Source organism: Clostridioides sp. ES-S-0010-02 (genome assembly GCA_020641055.1).
GTDB lineage: Bacteria > Bacillota > Clostridia > Peptostreptococcales > Peptostreptococcaceae > Clostridioides.
Genome location: CP067345.1, coordinates 1174201 through 1193582, shown reverse-complemented (window position 1 = coordinate 1193582; position 19382 = coordinate 1174201). Strand labels below are relative to the sequence as shown.

15 protein-coding genes and 2 pseudogenes are annotated in these 19382 nt (G+C 28.2%); 1 reads left to right on the top strand and 16 read right to left on the bottom strand.

Going from position 1 to position 19382, the window contains the following annotated elements; all coding sequences use genetic code 11:
• Positions 1-53: 53 nt before the first annotated feature.
• The 13 genes from JJC01_05670 to JJC01_05610 all read right to left on the bottom strand — a co-directional run bounded on the left by JJC01_05670 (position 54) and on the right by JJC01_05610 (position 16049).
• Entirely contained in the window at positions 54-1316 is a 1263-nt protein-coding gene (locus tag JJC01_05670) for a histidine--tRNA ligase (GenBank protein ID UDN59348.1), read from the bottom strand.
• The gene (locus JJC01_05665; GenBank protein ID UDN59347.1) at positions 1306-2865 is read right to left on the bottom strand and encodes a coproporphyrinogen III oxidase; all 1560 of its coding nucleotides are present in this window, start codon (positions 2863-2865) and stop codon (positions 1306-1308) included. Before JJC01_05665 ends, JJC01_05670 begins: the two co-directional genes overlap by 11 nt.
• 92 nt (positions 2866-2957) lie before the next feature.
• Entirely contained in the window at positions 2958-3572 is a 615-nt protein-coding gene (locus JJC01_05660) for an MBL fold metallo-hydrolase (GenBank protein UDN59346.1), read from the bottom strand.
• Positions 3573-3586: 14 nt separating this feature from the next.
• The gene (locus tag JJC01_05655) at positions 3587-4036 is read right to left on the bottom strand and encodes a D-tyrosyl-tRNA(Tyr) deacylase (GenBank protein UDN59345.1); all 450 of its coding nucleotides are present in this window, start codon (positions 4034-4036) and stop codon (positions 3587-3589) included.
• Positions 4037-4060: 24 nt separating this feature from the next.
• Entirely contained in the window at positions 4061-6268 is a 2208-nt protein-coding gene (locus JJC01_05650; GenBank protein ID UDN59344.1) for a bifunctional (p)ppGpp synthetase/guanosine-3',5'-bis(diphosphate) 3'-pyrophosphohydrolase, read from the bottom strand.
• A gap of 73 nt (positions 6269-6341) precedes the next feature.
• On the bottom strand, positions 6342-6854 hold the full coding sequence (locus JJC01_05645) for an adenine phosphoribosyltransferase (GenBank protein ID UDN59343.1): 513 nt from the start codon (positions 6852-6854) through the stop codon (positions 6342-6344).
• A 12-nt stretch (positions 6855-6866) separates the two neighbouring features.
• Positions 6867-9317, bottom strand: a complete 2451-nt coding sequence (gene recJ, locus JJC01_05640; GenBank protein ID UDN59342.1) for a single-stranded-DNA-specific exonuclease RecJ — start codon at positions 9315-9317, stop codon at positions 6867-6869.
• 12 nt (positions 9318-9329) lie between these two features.
• A complete protein-coding gene (locus JJC01_05635; protein ID UDN59341.1) occupies positions 9330-10994 on the bottom strand; it encodes an AarF/ABC1/UbiB kinase family protein in 1665 nt (554 codons plus the stop codon).
• A gap of 301 nt (positions 10995-11295) precedes the next feature.
• Entirely contained in the window at positions 11296-11790 is a 495-nt protein-coding gene (locus JJC01_05630; protein UDN59340.1) for a gamma carbonic anhydrase family protein, read from the bottom strand.
• 28 nt (positions 11791-11818) lie between these two features.
• The gene (gene scfB, locus JJC01_05625; GenBank protein UDN59339.1) at positions 11819-13198 is read right to left on the bottom strand and encodes a thioether cross-link-forming SCIFF peptide maturase; all 1380 of its coding nucleotides are present in this window, start codon (positions 13196-13198) and stop codon (positions 11819-11821) included.
• Between the two features lie 356 nt (positions 13199-13554).
• Entirely contained in the window at positions 13555-13701 is a 147-nt protein-coding gene (locus tag JJC01_05620) for a cyclic lactone autoinducer peptide (protein UDN59338.1), read from the bottom strand.
• A 3-nt stretch (positions 13702-13704) separates the two neighbouring features.
• Entirely contained in the window at positions 13705-14313 is a 609-nt protein-coding gene (locus JJC01_05615; protein ID UDN59337.1) for an accessory gene regulator B family protein, read from the bottom strand.
• Between the two features lie 305 nt (positions 14314-14618).
• Positions 14619-16049 carry a DUF4116 domain-containing protein gene (locus tag JJC01_05610; protein UDN59336.1) on the bottom strand — a complete coding sequence of 477 codons (1431 nt, stop codon included), beginning with the start codon at positions 16047-16049 and terminating at the stop codon, positions 14619-14621.
• A gap of 343 nt (positions 16050-16392) precedes the next feature.
• On the opposite strand from JJC01_05610, the gene JJC01_05605 reads away from it, so the two are divergent.
• Positions 16393-17058, top strand: a complete 666-nt coding sequence (locus JJC01_05605) for a hypothetical protein (GenBank protein UDN59335.1) — start codon at positions 16393-16395, stop codon at positions 17056-17058.
• 441 nt (positions 17059-17499) lie between these two features.
• On the opposite strand, the gene JJC01_05600 is transcribed toward JJC01_05605, so the two are convergent.
• The 3 genes and pseudogenes from JJC01_05600 to tnpA form a co-directional block, all read right to left on the bottom strand.
• Positions 17500-17706: a hypothetical protein gene (locus JJC01_05600; protein ID UDN59334.1), complete on the bottom strand. Its 207-nt coding sequence runs from the start codon at positions 17704-17706 to the stop codon at positions 17500-17502.
• A 139-nt stretch (positions 17707-17845) separates the two neighbouring features.
• A pseudogene (locus JJC01_05595) lies at positions 17846-18933 on the bottom strand (transposase).
• Between the two features lie 7 nt (positions 18934-18940).
• A pseudogene (gene tnpA / locus JJC01_05590) lies at positions 18941-19336 on the bottom strand (IS200/IS605 family transposase).
• Between the last annotated feature and the right edge of the window lie 46 nt (positions 19337-19382).

Sequence of the window (19382 nt, the reverse complement as noted above, 5' to 3'; positions counted from 1 at the left end):
TAATTTTAATGCTATATATTTATCTAATACACAAAACATCATACTTTCTTATTTTACAGCTTTTGCTTTAATTCTTCAACTAATGTACTTAATTTTACAGTAGTTTGCTCTGATGTTTTCATATTTTTTAATGTTGCAGTGTCATTTTTTAGCTCGTCATCACCAATTACTATTGTAAATTTTGAATTTATTTTATCTGAATACTTAAATTGTGCTTTTACACTTCTTTCTATATGGTCTTTATCCGCACTTATATGATTTTGTCTTAAATCTTTCAACAATTTAAAGCTTCTTGTATTTGCTTCTTCACCTATAGTTACTATAAATATGTCTGTAGATTGAGGGTTTTCTATTTCAATTCCATTACCTTCAAGTGTAAGTAAAAGTCTTTCAATCCCTAGTCCAAATCCAATTCCACTTATACCTTTTGGACCACCTAGTTGTTCAACAAGACCATCATATCTGCCTCCACCACATACAGTACTTTGAGCACCTATATCATTAGATATAATTTCAAAAGCAGTTTTTCTATAGTAATCTAACCCTCTAACTATTGTTTTATCAATTACAAAGTTTATATTCATTTCCTTTAAGTATTCTTGAAGTTTATCAAAGTGAACTTTACAATCATCACACAAATGGTCTGCAATAAATGGTATATCTTTGATATTTTCTTTACATGTAGGGTTTTTACAGTCTATAACCCTCATTGGATTTTTTTCTCTTCTCTCATTACAAGTTTCACATAATATATCTGCTTTTGAATCAAGATATTCTTTTAATAAAGCATTGTACTCTTTTCTACAAACTGGACAACCCACTGAATTTATACTCACTACCAAATCATTTAATCCAACTTCATTAAAAAATTGAACAGCTAGTGCTATTATTTCAGCATCCATTGAAGGAGTATCACTTCCAAGTGCCTCTATACCAAATTGATGAAATTGTCTCTGTCTACCAGCTTGTGGTCTTTCGTATCTAAAACAAGGTGTAACATAAAATAATTTTGTTGGTTGAGTATCTGCATATAATTTATTCTCTATAAATGCTCTTACTACACCAGCTGTACCTTCTGGCTTTAGAGTAATTTCTCTATCCCCTTTATCTTTAAAAGAATACATTTCTTTTTGAACTATATCTGTAGTATCTCCAACACTTCTCTTAAAAAGTTCTGTATGTTCAAATATAGGAGTTACCATTTCCTCATACCCATATAAAGCACATATTTCTCTAAATTTATTTTCTACATAACGCCATTTATAAGCCTCTTTTGGAGTTATGTCTTTAGTTCCTCTAGGAGCTTTAGTCAACATTTTTATATACCTCTTCTTTCTTCCTTTTTATCATTTCATCTACTCTATCAATGTATTGTTCAACATTCTTTACATTTTCTACTCTTTCAATTCTATCTTCATCTACATAGACAAATTTTGATATAGCACCTGCACCCAAGGCATAGTTGCTTTGTTTTTCCTCCATAATTTGTATATTGTAAATACACTCATATCCTTCTTTAGCATAACCTATATTTTCTAAGTTACCTAGCATATGTTTTTGTCTGTACATATAATATGGATTAAGTCCCATATCCTTGGCATATTTCATTGATAAATCTATCATTTTTATCATTTCTTCATACTGAGTTAAATGTTCTTTGTACTTATCCATATTTATATTTAGGTTAGAAGCTCTTTTTATAGCTAATGTATGAACTGTAAGACTTTCAGGAGAAAGCTTTTTTATTTCCTCTAATGTATTTCTTACCATGTCTAAGTCTTCATCTATAAGACCTAAAATTATATCCATATTTATATTGTCAAATCCCATATTTCGAGCCATATTAAAACATTCTACTAAATCAGAAACTTTATGTTCTCTTCCAATTTTAACTAAAGTATCATCATTCATAGTTTGAGGATTTATACTAATTCTACTTACATTGTGTTTTTTTAATACACTTAATTTTTCTTTGGTAATAGTATCTGGTCTACCTGCTTCTACCGTAAATTCTTTAATTTTGCTTAAGTCCAATTCTCTAAAGAGAGCATTTATAAGTAAATCCAATTCTTCCTCATCCAATGTAGTAGGAGTTCCACCACCGATATATAGAGTTTCAATTTCTTTATTAGTATCCTCAATAACTTTGGAAAACCCTTTAATTTCTTCAATCAATTTATAGACATATTCTCTTTTTAAATGGCCAAATTGCTTTAACGAGTTTGAAGGAAATGAACAGTATACACATCTAGTTGGGCAGAATGGAATACTTACATAAAGAGAAATTTTATTTTTGTCTATCGGATACATAAATAAGCGTTCTCTTTTAGCTATTTCAAGAGCTAAATCTATTTTCTCATCCATTATAAAATAGTTTTCTTTTAGAATAGTTCTTATACTATCATCATCTAGTCTTTCATCCATCAGATTGTGGACAATTTTGACTGGTCTTATACCAGTCAAAATGCCCCATGGAACATAAGAATTAAATATTTGTTTAAGTACTATAAACATACTTTTTTTAATACTTTCTTTGCATAATTTTCTAATCTTTCTCTTACTTTCACTGTCTAGTCTATCTAAAAACTCTTCAATCGTATTATTATTACAAAATCCATTTAAAAACTCCGTATTTATATCTTTGATATTTTGTATTGATTCATACTTTAAGTTACCACCTTCATAATATTCAGTAATTGAAAGTAAAGTATCATTTTCACAAATCAATCTATTTATTAAATATCTTGACTCTATACTATTGCTACAATCAGCAAAGTCATTAAATTTAAATTCACTAGTAAACAATTTTATAAGTTCTGCTACTTCATACTTATAATCATGTCCTTTTAAAAAAACATCCAACATCAACTTAACTCCTTCTATTTAAACACTAGAAGAACCCCATCACTGATACATTTATTAAATATTTGATACTATTTTTAAATATTAATATAAAATTACATGTAAGGATTTGTCTTCTTTTCAACACCTAGAGTACTAGTTGGCCCATGACCAGGATATACTCTAACAGCATCTTCATATTTACATAATTTTTTAAGTGATTTCTCCATTTGGTGGAAATCTCCACTATATAAATCAGTTCTACCAATACTTCCAGCAAACAAAGTATCTCCTGTGAACATGTCATCTTCAACTCTTATACACATACATCCTTGTGTATGACCTGGTGTATGCAAGAAAGTCATTTTTAATTCACCAAGTTCCATTTTATCTTTATCATTTACATATATATCTGCATCAAATTCTTGTGCGCCACATCTCATTGTGTAACTTAAGTTTTTATTTTTATCATTTAATAATTCTTTTTCATCAGTATGTGCAACTACCTTAGCACCAGTCTTATCTTTAATATCTTTAACATACCCTATATGGTCACCATGTCCATGAGTAAGAATTATATATTCAACATTCAATCCATTTTCTTTGACAAAGCTTAATGTATCTACTAAACTTCCTCCTGGGTCTATAACTGCACATTTTTTAGTTTTTTCATCACCTAACACATAAGTGTTTACTCCAAAATAACTATCTACAAATTTTTTTATAACCATTAAAGTTTTCCCCCTTAAAAAGATTTACTTGAGTCTAATAGTATTGTTACTGGTCCATCATTAGTTAATTCTACCATCATATGAGCTGCAAATTGACCTGTACCTACTGTTACACCTTTATCTTTGGCTTTTTTTACAAATTCTTCATACAAATCATTTGCAAGTTCTGGTCTAGCTGCGTTACTAAATCCAGGTCTTCTTCCTTTTCTACAGTCTCCATATAAAGTAAATTGAGATACTACTAAAAGCTCTCCACCTATGTCCATTAGAGATAAATTCATCTTATCATTTTCATCTTCAAAAATTCTTAGGTTTAATATTTTATCAATCATGTAGTCTACATCACTCGATTTATCATCATGAGTTACTCCCAACAGTACTAGCAACCCCTTATTTACTTCACCTATAATGTTTTCATCTACTGTAACTTTAGATGAAGATACTCTTTGTACTACTGCTCTCATATTTTCCTCCCTATTATTTTAACTCTAATTTGTCATTCTATAAATACTTTCTACACCAGGAATTGCTTTTAATTTTTTCATTAGAATTTTCAATTCCTCAGTGTCATTAACTTCTACAAGTAGATTTATACTTACAATACTATCTTTTCCTTTTCTTGCATTTATTCCATTTAAGCTAAGTTTATCCATTGCAACAATATGAGTTATTTCATTAACAATTCCTCTTCTGTCGACAGCCTTTATTTGAATCTCTGCTTCAAACTTGCCTTTACCTGCTGAACTCCATGACACTTCCACTAATCTATTTTGGAAGAAGTCTCCATTGTTATTTGCATTTGGGCAATCCGCTCTGTGTATAGCTACACCTCTACCTTTAGTGATATATCCTACAATCTCATCTCCTGGAAGTGGATTACAACATTTAGCAAACCTTACTAAGATATTATCAAGTCCTTTTACTACAATACCTTGTGATGAATTTTTCTTTCTCTTTTTGCTGTATTCTGTTTCGCTCATATTGTGTTTATTTAAATCTTCTTCTTGCATCTGTTGTTCTTTTTTTACTTTTTTAATTTCTTTTAAATACAAGTCTTTTACTTTAGATACAACTTGAGATGACATTATACCACCATAACCCACAGTGGCAACTAAGTCTTCAACACTTGGCTGATTAAACTTCTTGGCAACTAATGCCATGTATTTTTCAACAAGAGGGTCTTTCTGTGGTATATCATGTTTCTTAAACTCTCTTTCTAATATGGTATTCCCACGGTCAACATTTTCTTCTCTTCTTTCTTTTTTGAAAAATTGTCTAATTCTACTTTTTGCATTTGGTGTTTTTACTATGTTAAGCCAGTCTCTACTTGGACCATTAGAATTAGATGATGTAAGTACTTCAACAATGTTACCATTTTGAAGCTTATAATCAATAGGTACTATTCTTCCATCAATTTTTGCTCCAACACATTTATTTCCTACATTTGTATGGACTCTATAGGCAAAATCTATAGGAGTTGATTCTGCTGGTAATTCAATTACATCTCCTCGTGGAGTAAATACATAAACCTGACTATTAAATACATCTTCTTTAAGTGCATCCATAAATTCTTGTGGGTCTTTTAAATCTTTTTCCCACTCCATCATTTGTCTTAACCACTGAAGTTTCTCTTCAACTTTTACTTCTTTGCCAGAAATACCTTCTTTGTATTTCCAGTGTGCTGCAATACCATTTTCTGCTATATTATGCATTTCATGAGTCCTTATTTGTATCTCTAAAGGCTCTCCATCAGGCCCTACAACAGTAGTGTGCAATGATTGGTACATATTTGGCTTTGGCATTGCTATATAGTCTTTAAATCTGCCTGGGATAGGTCTCCATAATGTATGAACTATACCAAGTACAGCATAACAGTCTTTCACATTATCTACCAGTATTCTTACAGCTGTTAAATCAAAAATTTCTTCAAAAGTCTTGTGTTTTTTCTGCATCTTTCTATAAATACTGTAAAAATGCTTTGGTCTACCATATACATCACATGGTATACTTAAATCTTTAAACTTATCTTTAAGAAGCTCAACAATCCCTTGTATATAGTCTTCTCTTTGACTTCTCTTCATTGACACTCTATCAACTAATTCATAGTATCCTTCTGGGTCCATAAACCTTAATGCTCTGTCTTCTAGTTCCCACTTTATCTTAGATATACCTAATCTGTGGGCTATACCTCCATAAATCTCTAAAGTTTCTTTTGCTTTATACTTTGCTTTTTCTGGAGGCATGTATTTTAACGTTCTCATATTATGCAATCTATCAGCAAGCTTTATAAGTATAACCCTTATATCTTTTGCCATTGCTAGAAACATTTTTCTTAAATTTTCAGATTGAGTTTCTTCTTTTGAACGATATTTTATCTGACCAAGTTTTGTTACTCCATCAACTAAATCCGCTACTTCTTTTCCAAATTCTTTTGTTATGTCTTCATAGGTATATTCTGTATCTTCTACAACATCATGAAGCAAACCTGCTGTTATAGTTTCAATATCTAATTCCATCTCTATTAAAATATTTGCCACTGCCAATGGATGAATAAAGTATGGTTCCCCAGATTTTCTATATTGTCCATCATGCGCTTTTTTTGCAAGATTGTAGGCTTTTTCAACCTTTTCAAAATTTGCATTAGGTGCATAAACTTTTATCTTTTCAATTATTTCTTGTAATTCTTTATCATGCATATAACCACCTATTTTGTATAAAATTTTAATATATATGAAAATAGTTGGTGCTATACCAACTATTGTAAAAGTACTAGTATTTTATAAGAGAATTAACATCATAGTTAGATAACTTTTCTCTCCCATTTAAGAATTCTAGCTCAATTAAAAATTGCATAGAAACTACTTCTCCACCTAATTTTTCTACAAGCTTAGCAGCAGCTTCCATAGTTCCACCAGTAGCCAATAAATCGTCTACTATTGCCACTTTTTGACCTTTTTTAATTGCATCTTTATGTATTTCTAAAGTATCCGTACCATACTCTAATCCATACTCATAACTCTCAACTTCTCCTGGTAACTTTCCAGGTTTTCTAATTGGAACAAATCCTACTCCTAGTGCATATGCTACAGGTGTACCCATCAAAAATCCTCTTGCTTCTGGACCTACTACTAAATCCACACCCTTGCTTTTCAATTCTTCAGCCATAGAATCTACTGCATATTTAAATGCCTCGCCGTCTTTAAATAGAGTTGTAACATCTTTAAAATCTATACCTGGCTTTGGGAAATCATCAATATTCCTTATAAAGTTTTTTAAATCCATGGGAAACGCCTCCTAATAACTGCTATTGTATTGTTTTTCTAATTTTTTTAGATTATTGAGTATTAAACTCTCATTTAAGTCTAATTTTTTCTGTGGTTTTGGCAATATTCTTATGAGTACAGAATTTTTTTCATAATTTAAATTAAAGTCAAGTAAATTTAATTCTCTAAACACATTCAATATCGTAAAAAACTTTAATGGAATTACATTAAAAGTTCCCTTTATATTTACCATATCCAAATCAATTTCTTTTTTTATAAGTGCTTGTTTATAAATTGTTATAAATTCATCTCTTGATGGAACTATATTACTAACTACATTCTTTAAATATAATAGGTCTGTTTTATTATAATATTTTATAATTTCACTTTCTTCTCTTTTATTCTCATATATATACGAATATTCGCCTTTATTGTATAAATAATCATAAAGAATAATATTATTATATCTTTTTAAGTCTATTTTATCAATATTAGGAGAAAATATAAGCTCTAATTTATCAGTATTTTTGTTAATATCTTCAATAATATTGTAATTTATGTTAAAATCCAAATCTATAAGTGATACATCTGATATTGCTCTATAGAATCCATTTATAGAATTAGATATTATCAATGTCTCTTTTTCAAAATAATCAAATATATTTATATCTGTATTTCCATCAAATAATTCAAAACCAGACTCAGATATATTATACAAGCTTTGTGAATCTTTTGGTATTATTTTTGACATTAATTTTAGCGAAAGTTTGTCATTACTTGCACTTTTAGGTCGAGCTAATCTAATATCTTTAAGTAGAAACTGCACTTTCCTATTTCCCATATAGTTGTTCTCATCTAGTTGGAACAATACATCTACTTTATCTCCTACCTTGAATAATGATTTTAAATGACTCATGTTAAATCCTATACATTCATAGCACTTTTCATTTTCTATGCTTAATTTCAAATGTTGTTGATTTTTACCTATGATTTTTAAGTCTTTTAGAATATAGTTCCTAACTATAAATCTAGGATTAGGATTATTTAATCCAAATGGTTCTAACTTATGTAATTCCTCCACAAGATTTAAACTTATTACATTTTCTTGTAGTTCAAATTCAACATTTACATTTTCTATCATATCATCTTCAGTCAAATTATAATCTGCAAACTTATTTATTTCATTAGCCAAAGCTTCCACATTTTCTGAATTTAAAGACAATCCAGCTGCTTGCTCATGTCCACCAAACCTAGTCATTAAGTCTTTGCACTTTACAAGAGCCTCAAATATATTAAATCCTTTTATTGACCTTGCTGAGCCAGTAGCTTCTCCACCTTCTACACCTAAAAGAATCGTTGGTTTATAGTATTTTTCAGTCAACTTAGATGCTACAATTCCTATTATCCCATGTTGCCAACCTTCTTTAGCTAAAACCAATACTTTATCTTCATTATATCTACTATTGGACTTTAATATTTCCTCAGCTTCATGATACATCTGAGCCTCAATCATCTGTCTTTCATTATTTTTTTCTTCCAATATATTAGCTATTTCAACAGCTTCATCTTTAGATTGAGTAGTAAATAACTCAACACCCAAATAAGAATATCCTAAACGTCCTGATGCATTTATTCTAGGCCCAATTGCAAAGCCTATATGAGAAGAACCTATTTTTTCACTTTCTACACCACAAACTTTTATAAGCTCTCTTAATCCAATATTTTTGCCTTCTTTCATTAATTTTAAACCATTTTTTACAATTATTCTATTTTCATCCACAAGTGGAACAATATCACAAATAGTTGCCAATGTTACTATTTCTAAATAATCATACATGCTAGTCTTAAAATCTTCTTTTGGAGTAAGTGCTTGTATCATTTTAAATGCTACACCACATCCACATAATGCATCAAATGGATAGTTACAATCTTCTTGCTTTGGATTTATTACTGCAAAAGCTGAGGGAATTTCATTTTGGCATTCATGATGGTCTGTTATTATAACATCTATACCCAAATTATTTGCTAGGTTAACCTCAGATACTGATGTAATTCCACAATCAACACTTATAATCAAGTCACATCCCCTAGAGCTTATAAGCTTTATAGCCTCTTCATTTATACCATAGCCTTCTTCTAGTCTATTTGGAATATAGTAATCCACATGATATCCTATACTATTAAAATATAAGCATAAAATAGAAGTAGAAGATACACCATCAACATCATAATCTCCATAAATCCAAATTTTTTCTTTTTTATCAATAGCTGACTTTATTCTATCTACAGCCTTTTGCATATCTTTCATTAATAAAGGGTCTCTTAAATAGTCTAAAGATGGATTCATGAATATTTCTGAATCTTTTTCAGTATATATACCTCTATTTTTTAAAATTTGGCAGATTTCCGGGGAAATATTAAGTTTTTTGCTAAATTCACTTTCCTCTATCTTCCCTTTATATTTCAGTGTCCATTTTTTCAAATTTAATTCCCCCTAATCTTTTTTGTATTTTGACCTAATACTTCTTATAACTAAGCATAGCCCTATTATAAAAGAAATAAAGAACCCTGCTATAGCAGTAAATTTTATCCATATATTATTTTCTATATTTGGTGATGCAATTATAAGTGAAGAACCTACTATGATGGATGCTAATACTAAACTTAATGACATTTGAGAAGTTAATTCTGTTATACAAATTTCTAATTTTGTCATTTTAACATCTTCAATTTGCATTTTTATATTATTTCTTTCTACATTTCTTAAGATTGCTTTTAACTGTTTTGGAATAGTTTTTACGTCAAGCAATATCTCTTCCACATTTTGTCTTGAATTTAAAACTACATTCTTAGGATTGAATTTACTTTTATAATGATGCTTCATAAACTCTTTTCCCATAGAGCCAAGAGAAAAATCTGTATTTAAGGTTCTACTTGTACCCTCTAATGTTATAATAGTCTTTGCAAGTGTTACAAACTGTGCAGGCATAATTATCTTATACTGTCTAAAAAATCTAAACAATTCATTTAATATATCTGTCACATTTATCTTTTCTATAGAGATATCATAGTAGTAATGTATTAGATACAGTAAATCCTGTCTAAGACCTTTAACATCAGCTTCTCCATTTAATGCATCCATTTCTATTAATAAGTAAATTATTTTATCAACATTTTTTTCTACACCTGCTAATGCAATTTCATTTAATTGGTTCAAAGTTCTATTATCAATAATTCCAATCATTCCAAAGTCTATATATGCTATCTTGTTTCTGCCAACTATAAATATATTACCTGGATGTGGGTCTGCATGAAAAAAACCATGTGACAATACCTGTATAAAAAAAGACCTAACACCTATTTCGACAATAGTTTTTGTATTGTAGCCTAATTTTCTTATTTTTTCTACATCACTTAACTTTGTGCCATTAACTTTCTCCATTACTAAAATTCTCTTACTGTTATATTCTGAATATACTTTTGGTATATATACTTCATCACTATTTTTAAATATCCTAGAAAATTTAGTTGCATTTATAGATTCAAAATTGTAGTCAAGTTCTCTCATTAATTGAGTTTGAAATTCTTCTATCATTTGCTCTAAATCTAAATTAAAATCTTTTTTTAAGTCTTTTAATGTATGTGCAATAGTTCTAAGAATCTCCAAGTCAGATTTTATTATCTTCTCTATATTTGGCCTTTGAATTTTTACAATCACTTCTTCTCCTGTTTTAAGTATTCCTTCATAAACTTGACCAATTGAAGCTGCTGCTATTGGTTCTTCTTTAAATTCTGAGAATACTTCTTCTATGCTTAAGCCTACTTCTTCTTTAAATATTTCAATAGCTATATTTGAATCAAATTTTTCTACATCATCTCTAAGCTTTGATATTTCATCAATTATATCTTGGTCTAACAAGTCTTTTCTTGTACTCAATATTTGACCTATTTTTACATATGTAGGTCCTAGTTCTTCTAAGACTCTTTTCATTCTCTCACCAGTTGTCATGTTTTTTATTTCTTCTGGTGGGTCAAATAGTGGTATTTTATATGCTATGCCCTCTATATTTAATCTTTCTACAATAAAACTAAAACCATACTTTATCAAAATATATCCAATTTCTCTATATCTCTTTAAATTCCTATAACTTATTCTCAAATTTTTTCACTCCTAGAATAGGTATACCCAAAAACTTACACCTTAATTTATCTCTGTCTACGACATTATTTTACTAATTGATACTCTAATATCTTATATCCTCTTTAATATTTAATTTTATCACATATACTAGTAATTTTATTAAATTTCTTTAACTCAGTTAATTTTTATTTTTGACATTTCATACCTATTCTAAACAACTGCTTTCTCAAAATTAAAATACCAACTAACCTAATAAAATAAATTAGTGGTTGCCTCAAAACAAATTTAAGCATGTTTTGAAACAACCACTCTTTAATTGTTATTTTTGATTTTGTGCTGCTTCTAAATACCATTGATATGACTCATCAATATATTTTTTATCTTCTTCAGTAAGTTCTCTAACTACTTTTCCGGGAGAGCCCATTATTAAAACTCCTGGTGGGAACTTTTTATTAGATGTAATTAATGTACCTGCTCCTATTAAAGTGTATTCTCCTATTTCAGCATTATCTAGTATTATTGAACCCATTCCAATTAAAACATTGTCACTAATTTTGCAACCATGAACTATTGACCTATGCCCTACTGTTACATTATTCCCAATTACAGTATTTTCATCTCCATGTACTATTGAACAGTCTTGTATATTAGTATTTTCTCCAATAGTTATTGGTCCTTCATCTCCTCTAACTACTGCATTGTACCATACACTTGAATCTTTACCGATTTTAACATTTCCAATTATATCTGCTGATTTTGCTACAAAGACACTTTCATCAATTAAAGGTTTATCTTCTAAATAATCTCTAATCATATATAAACAACTCCTTTAAGATATAAATTTAATTATTTGCTCCTTCTAACATTAATTTTGCTTGTATCATAATAGAACATTCTGTACGCTTTCTTTGCATTTCACAGCCCAACTCATATGGTTTTGATATATCATTGTTGAAGTTTATTGCATTTGCATGACATCCACCTGAACAATAGAACTTATTCCAACATTTTTTACACTCTTCCTTAGTATATACATGAGCTTCTCTAAATGTATTTTTTAACTTTTCTGGAAGTACAATTTCTTTATCCAATATATTTGCCATTTTAAATTCTTCATTTCCAACAAATTGATGACATGGGTATATGTCTCCACTTGGTGTTACAGAAAGATACTCATTTCCAGCACCACATCCAGTTATTCTCTTTATTACGCATGGTCCTTGATTTAAATCTATCATAAAATGGAAAAATTTAAATCCATCTCCTTGTAACTGTCTATCTGCATACTCCACCGCAAATTTTTCATATTCATCAAATATTTTTGGTAAATCTTCCTCTCTAAGTGCATATGGATTACTTTCATCTCCAACAACTGGCTCTACAGATGTTAATTTAAACCCTAAATCTGCAAAATGCATAACATCTTTAGAAAAATCTAAGTTATCTCTTGTGAATGTACCTCTTATATAGTAATACTTATCTTTTGCTCTTCCTTCTACAAGTTTTTTAAATCTTGGCAATGTAATATCATAACTACCTTTGTCATTTAAAGTTGGTCTCATATTATCATTGACTTCTTTTCTTCCATCTAAACTTAAAACTACATTATGCATATTTTCATTTATATAATCTATAATTTCATCATTTAACAGAACACCATTTGTAGTTATTGTAAATCTTATATTTTTATTATAATCCTTTTCAATACTTTTTCCATATTCAACTAATTGCTTTACAACTTCAAAGTTCATTAGAGGCTCTCCACCAAAGAAATCTATCTCTAAGTTTTTTCTACTTCCAGAATTGGCAATCAAATAATCTATTGCTGCTTTACCGACTTCAAAACTCATAAGTTCTTTTTCTCCACCAAAATCCCCTTGAGCTGCAAAGCAATACTTACATTTCAAATTACAATCATGTGCTACATTTAAACATAATGCTTTTACTACAGGCTCTCTATGTACAAAGCTTGGATGATATTGATATGTATCTTCTGTATATAAAAGACCTTCTTTTTCTAAATTTAATATTTCTTCATATGCTTCATTTATTTTTTCTTCTTGATATTTAGATTTTAATATATCTAGTACTTCTTCTTTACTTTTTTCTTTATAAAAATCTAATAAATCGTATGCAACATCATCTAATACATGAACAGCTCCTCCATTCACATCTAAAACGATATTATATCCATTCATAGAAAATTTATGTATTATACTCATAACCTACCTCCTAAACTACTATCTATACTAAAGTTTTTTACTGTTTTAATTAAACTTTACCCTTCATTATATCATACAGTTTGCTTAAAATACATACAATACAAAAATGACTTACTACTCGTAAGTCATTTCAATGGATACACTATATCCCCCTAAATTAGCACACTTATACATTACAAAATAAAGTATATTATGTACTCATAAAATAAAATTTTTGTATCTAATTACTTATTTTATATTTATTAAAAGTATAATAAGTTCTTTTTATAATAATTCTATATAAATAATTTGCTTATTTTGTATTTATTAAACCATAATATTTCTTATAATTATTTCATATAAATAATTGCTTGTTTTTAATTTATCTTTTTTAAATTCTTAATTTCTTTTGGTACCTTGGGTTGATGTATAATCCATGGACAAGTGCTATTTGCTGACAAAATTGCAGTACTCAGTGCTAATGAACTAGCACACTTCATAATTTTCACAATAAACTTTTTCATAATTTAATTCTCCCTCGTACACATTTTACTTATATTCTTTTTAGATTTTAATTTACCTAATACTAGCATTATACAAATCCAAAACATTGCAAAAGCACTATATATAAAGTAATCCATAAATACATTTGATGAAAAACTTGAAACTGTCATTAACAAGACTACTGTAGACATAGATATAGCAATTTTTTTATAAGTTAACTTTTCTATCTCACTTATAGGATTACTTTTATGCTCTACTGGACACATGATGCAAATTCCAATCCAACTAATACTAGCAATAATCATAATAATATTTTTAAATAAATATACATTTAGATTTTCTATAATAAATATTGTAGATAAGATTATAAAAATAAAGGTTAATAGACATCTAAAATAGTTATTTGCATGATACCCTCCAGAAAATTGTCTTATTGGACAGTAACATATTAAAAAAAATAATATATATGTAAATTTCCCAAATAAAAAACCTAAGAGTAGTATGGTCGTTATATTAACTATAAAAGCAATTAATATTTCAAATCCATAAGAATACACCCTAGATTCATGGTTATCTATCATGTTGTTATAAATTAAAACAGATGTCATTTTATCAGCATATCTCTTAAACATTATTACCTCCAGAAAAAAATTTTACATATATAGAATAGCGTCTTTTTTGAGAAAATTCAATATATTTTTCAAAACTAGTTATTGAAATTGTAAAACTGGTCAAAAAAAGACCTATATAATCATTTTGTTATTTTTTATATAATAAAAAAGTTATAATAAAAGAGTTTTATTAAGCTTTATATGCATAAAAGCACATAACTTATAGCATATAAGTTATGTGCTTTTATTTTTATTATAAATCCTTAATTTTATATTTATTTTTATGATATACCTTAGTTTTGCTTTTATTTTCGTAATATATATGTTTAACTTTGTTTTTGCTTCACATATTGAAGTGCTTTTCTATTCTGTTTTACTGCCTCTAAACAAACTTTTTCTGTTTGATTTTCTACATATTCCAAAGCTCTATAATTCTGTTTTACTGCTTCTAAACATATCTTTTCTGTTTGATTTTTAACATATTTTATCATTCTATAATCTTGTCTTACTGCCCTTAAACAAATATCCTCTGTTTGTTCTTTTACATATTTAAGTGCCTCAAAACTTTGATTTACTGCTTCCAAACAAACCTTTTCTGTTTGCTCTTTTACATATTGTATAGCACTGTAATTTTCTTTTACCGCCTCTATACACATTGATTCTGTTTGCTCTTCTATATATTTAAGAATATTTCCATTTTGCTTTACTGCCTCTAAACATACTTTTTCTGTTAGTATCTTTATATAGGTCAATATTTCTTTTATTTCAAAATCTTTAAATGAGCCCCTTATAGCTTCTATACATATTTCTTCTGTCTGTTTCTTTACATATTGTAATACTTTCCCATTTTGTCTTACTGCCTCTAAACAAATATTCTCTGTCTGCTCTTTTACATATTGTAGTGCTCTTCCATCATTTCTTACTGCCTCTAAACAGATTTCTTCCGTCTGCTTATTTACATATTGAAGAGCCATATAACTTCGTCTTACTGCTTCTATACATATTTTTTCTGTCTGTTCATTTACATAATACAAGGCAAAATCATTTTGCTTTACTGCTTCTATACATATTTCTTCTGTCTGTTCTTCTACACAAGGCAATGCACTGTAGTTTTCCTTTACTGCTTCTAAACATATACTATTATTTTGTTCCTTAACATAAGCTAAAGACTTTCCATCTTTTTTTACTGCTTCTAAGCATATTGTTGGAGTCTGTTCTTTTATATCCTTTAATATTTCTGCCACATCATTTTTTGATGCCCTTTCTATTAATTCTAAACATACCTCTTCTGTCTGCTCTTCAACAAATCTAAAAACTTCCATAACATCATGAGTTGATGCACTTCTTATAGCTTCAATTAATATATTTTCTGTCTTGTCGTTTACGTAATATAAGGCTCTATAATTCTGTTTTACAGCTTCTATACATATAGCTTCGGTTTGATTTGTTATGTATTTGAGAGCTTTATAAGTCTGCTTTACTGCCTCCATGCACACCCTATCAGTCTTATCTTTTACAAATTCTATTATTGTACCATCTTGCCTTACTGCTAGTAAACACATTTCTTCAGTTTGATTTTCTATGTCTTTTAATTCTCTATAGTCATATTTCACTCTGCTTAAGTCATTTAAATGTACATTATTATCTTCTTCTGAATTATCCTCATTAATTTTTATATCATCCTCAAATTCTTCATCATCTAAATAGTCATCTTTATCTGGCAAAAACATAGATTTAATTTTATTTTTTATATCCATAAAATTAACCTCCTTTAATACGATTTTATCATTAAAGTAAATCATTTTTAAGTATTTATTTAATTAATTTTATATTAAGTTCTTTTAAAAGTCCATTCATTGTCGATAGATTCTATTTTATATTAATAATTTAATTATAAACATGCGGGGTAATAAAGTTAATAGTGGACATTTTTCATCCCATTAGTATATACTATTTATATTTAATACTCATTTATAGTTATTTTTTTCAATTTTTTCATCATTTACTATATCATATTCATTTAATTTATGATATTATTTAAGTATAATATAAGTTTTATAAAGTATATTAAATATATTATAAGATGGAGGTTGAGTAATTTTGAAAGGAAACATAGTACAATATAATTTTGCAGATATAGAGGAAGAAGTATATTCATTGGATTATGCTATAGCATGGAATATAGACGAGGAAAACGTAAACATTATACCATTTACAAATAAATTCTGTAAAGAATCTATAGAATCTTTTTGTTTAGGTAAAATTGACAACTTTGTTGAAATATTAAATGAAGGCTTTGTTGAAAATCATCATTATGTACATTTGGATAAGATGGTAAGTGTTCCTAAGAAAAAAGTTAATTTAGTATATCAACAAGACACATATGGTTCTCTTTTAAGAGATAGCAATAGTAATCTTATTCCTGTAAAAATAACTTCAGAACAATCTAAGTCTATATCAAATAAGGTTGATTTATTTTGTGCTGGTGAAGAAAAATGTTTAATTAATATATTACTAAAGGCTGACCCATCATATGTTTTGGATGTAGATAGCATAAAAGATAAAAACATCTTAAATTTAGGTTATGAATCTATTGATAGATACAAAGAATATAACTTTGATGATGATAAGATTTTAATATTTTTTATAAATAAAAAGCGTTATTCTGTAATTATGAAAAAAACAAATAATTCTAATGGAGATTTAGCTACTAGAAACAATGTTATTAAGGAGTTATTTGCTAATAAAGCAGGAAATATCAACTAATCTTAGGATTTTAATGTGATAATTTTTGATTAAATAATAATATACAAAGTGGGAGTAGAAAAATCTACTCCCACTTATTTATAATAAACAAATAAATCCCTGAATCTATTGAGTGATTATAATTTTTAGATTGTACTAGCTTACATTTTTAAATTTACATTTTAAAATTTAAGGTGCACTTTCTACTCTAAACTTTAATCTCTACATCAATATCATCAACTGTAACACTTACAATTAAATCTTTAATAATCAAACCTTAGACCATATATATTAAAACTCAAATTAAATTCAGGATTTATCTGGATATCACATTAGAATTATACATTCATATTCAATATCTTAAGTTCTTAATTTATTTTACCCTTAATTCTATTATTAAATACTTTTAATTATTTTTCAATACAATATCAAATTTTAACATTAATAATTTTAAGTTTAAATTTATTTCGTAAATCCAGATACTTTCCACACTCCACCATCATTTATAACATCAATATTAATATCAGAAAAACCTAACTTCCCACCAGCTTTTTCTACCCCATCATTGGCAAATATTACATTATAACTTCTTTTATCTTTTTCTTCTCCTAAATCCATTTTTTCTATATATACAATTGTATCGCTATTAATATAATCTGGTAAATTCATTTCAAATCTAGTATCAGTGAACTACCATCCACTTAACTACCTACGGTAATGTTTGAAGTGGTGGCTTCTTGGTCAAGATAACTATTGTTATCAGTATCTCCAAGCTATTGGGCTAGTTCCTAACCCTTATGATTACCATTTATATGGCTAAGTTTAGTAGATTGATACTTGCATTGATATCTCTATCGTGGAATGCTCCACACTCTGGACATTCCCATTCTCTTAGTCCTAAGTTCTTCACTAATGGATTTTTATATCCACATTTAGAACATAATTGACTAGATGCGAAATTCTTATCTGCTACTATTATTTCTCTACCATACCAATTAGCTTTATATTCTAACATTCTTCTGAACTCCGACCAACTTGCTTCGCTTATAGCTTTCGCTAACTTATGATTTTTCACCATATTCTTTACCTTCAAGTCCTCAATAACTATAACTTGGTTTTCGTGTATTAGTTTAGTTGATAACTTATTTAGGAAATCTGCTCTTTGGTCTGATATCTTTTGATGCAACCTTGCTACCTTCAATCTTGCTTTATATCTATTATTGCTTCCTTTTTGTTTTCTTGATAAGTCCTTTTGTAGTTTAGTTAATCTTTTCTCTGATTTTCTAAAGTGTTTAGGATTATCTACTCTAAATCCATCGCTACATATTGCAAATTCTTTCAATCCAACATCTACACCTATTTTCTTATCAATAGTTTTTAGTTTCTCTATTTCAGTTTCTGCTAATATAGAAATATAATATCTATTACCTGTGTTCTCGATATAGTACAACTCTTTATTTCTCCATCAAACATTCTATGTTGTTTTATCCTAACCATCGATTTTAGTTTAGGTAATTTTATATATCCATTTTCAATCCTTACAGTACCTTTTTGGTTGTTAGTAGTATAACTATGATAGTTTATTTTCTTAGATTTGAATTTAGGAAAACCTACTGATTTATCTCTAAAAAAGTTTTTATAGGCTTTATCTAAATTCATTTGTTCATTTGCTAGTGCTAAACTATCAACTTCTTTTAGGAACTCATATTCCTTTTTGTAATGTGCAGGTGTAGGATATTTTATTTTTTTAATATCTAAGTCCTTGTTTTCCTCATATGCTTTAATCCTATCGGATAACATAAGATTATATATAAGTCTGCTACATCCAAAAGTTTTAGCAAAATATTCTTTTTGTTCGCTATTTGGATATAATCTATATTTATATGCTCTTAGCATATTATCCCTACTTTCCTTGATTTTCTATGTATTGTTTTACAACATCCAATGGAGCTCCACCAGTTGTTACTAGACAATAACTTTTGCTCCAAAAGTATTCTTTCCATAAGGACTTACGAATACTTGGAAATTCATTCTTTATTCTTCTACTTGATGCTGATTTATAAGCATTTAGGAGTTTAGATATCTCTGTATTTGGTTTTGCTTTGAATAACAAGTGCACATGGTCAATATCATGATTCCATTCTAGCAACTCCACTCCATAATTTGGGGAGATATCTACAAATATATCTTTTAGTCTATCTGATATAGAGTTATCTATTACTTTTCTTCTATATTTTATACACATAACTAAGTGATAGTGTAACAAAAATACTTAATGATTATTACTATCTAATTTCATTGTAGTTACTTCCTTTCAGTTTTTACTACTGATTTTATAATACAAT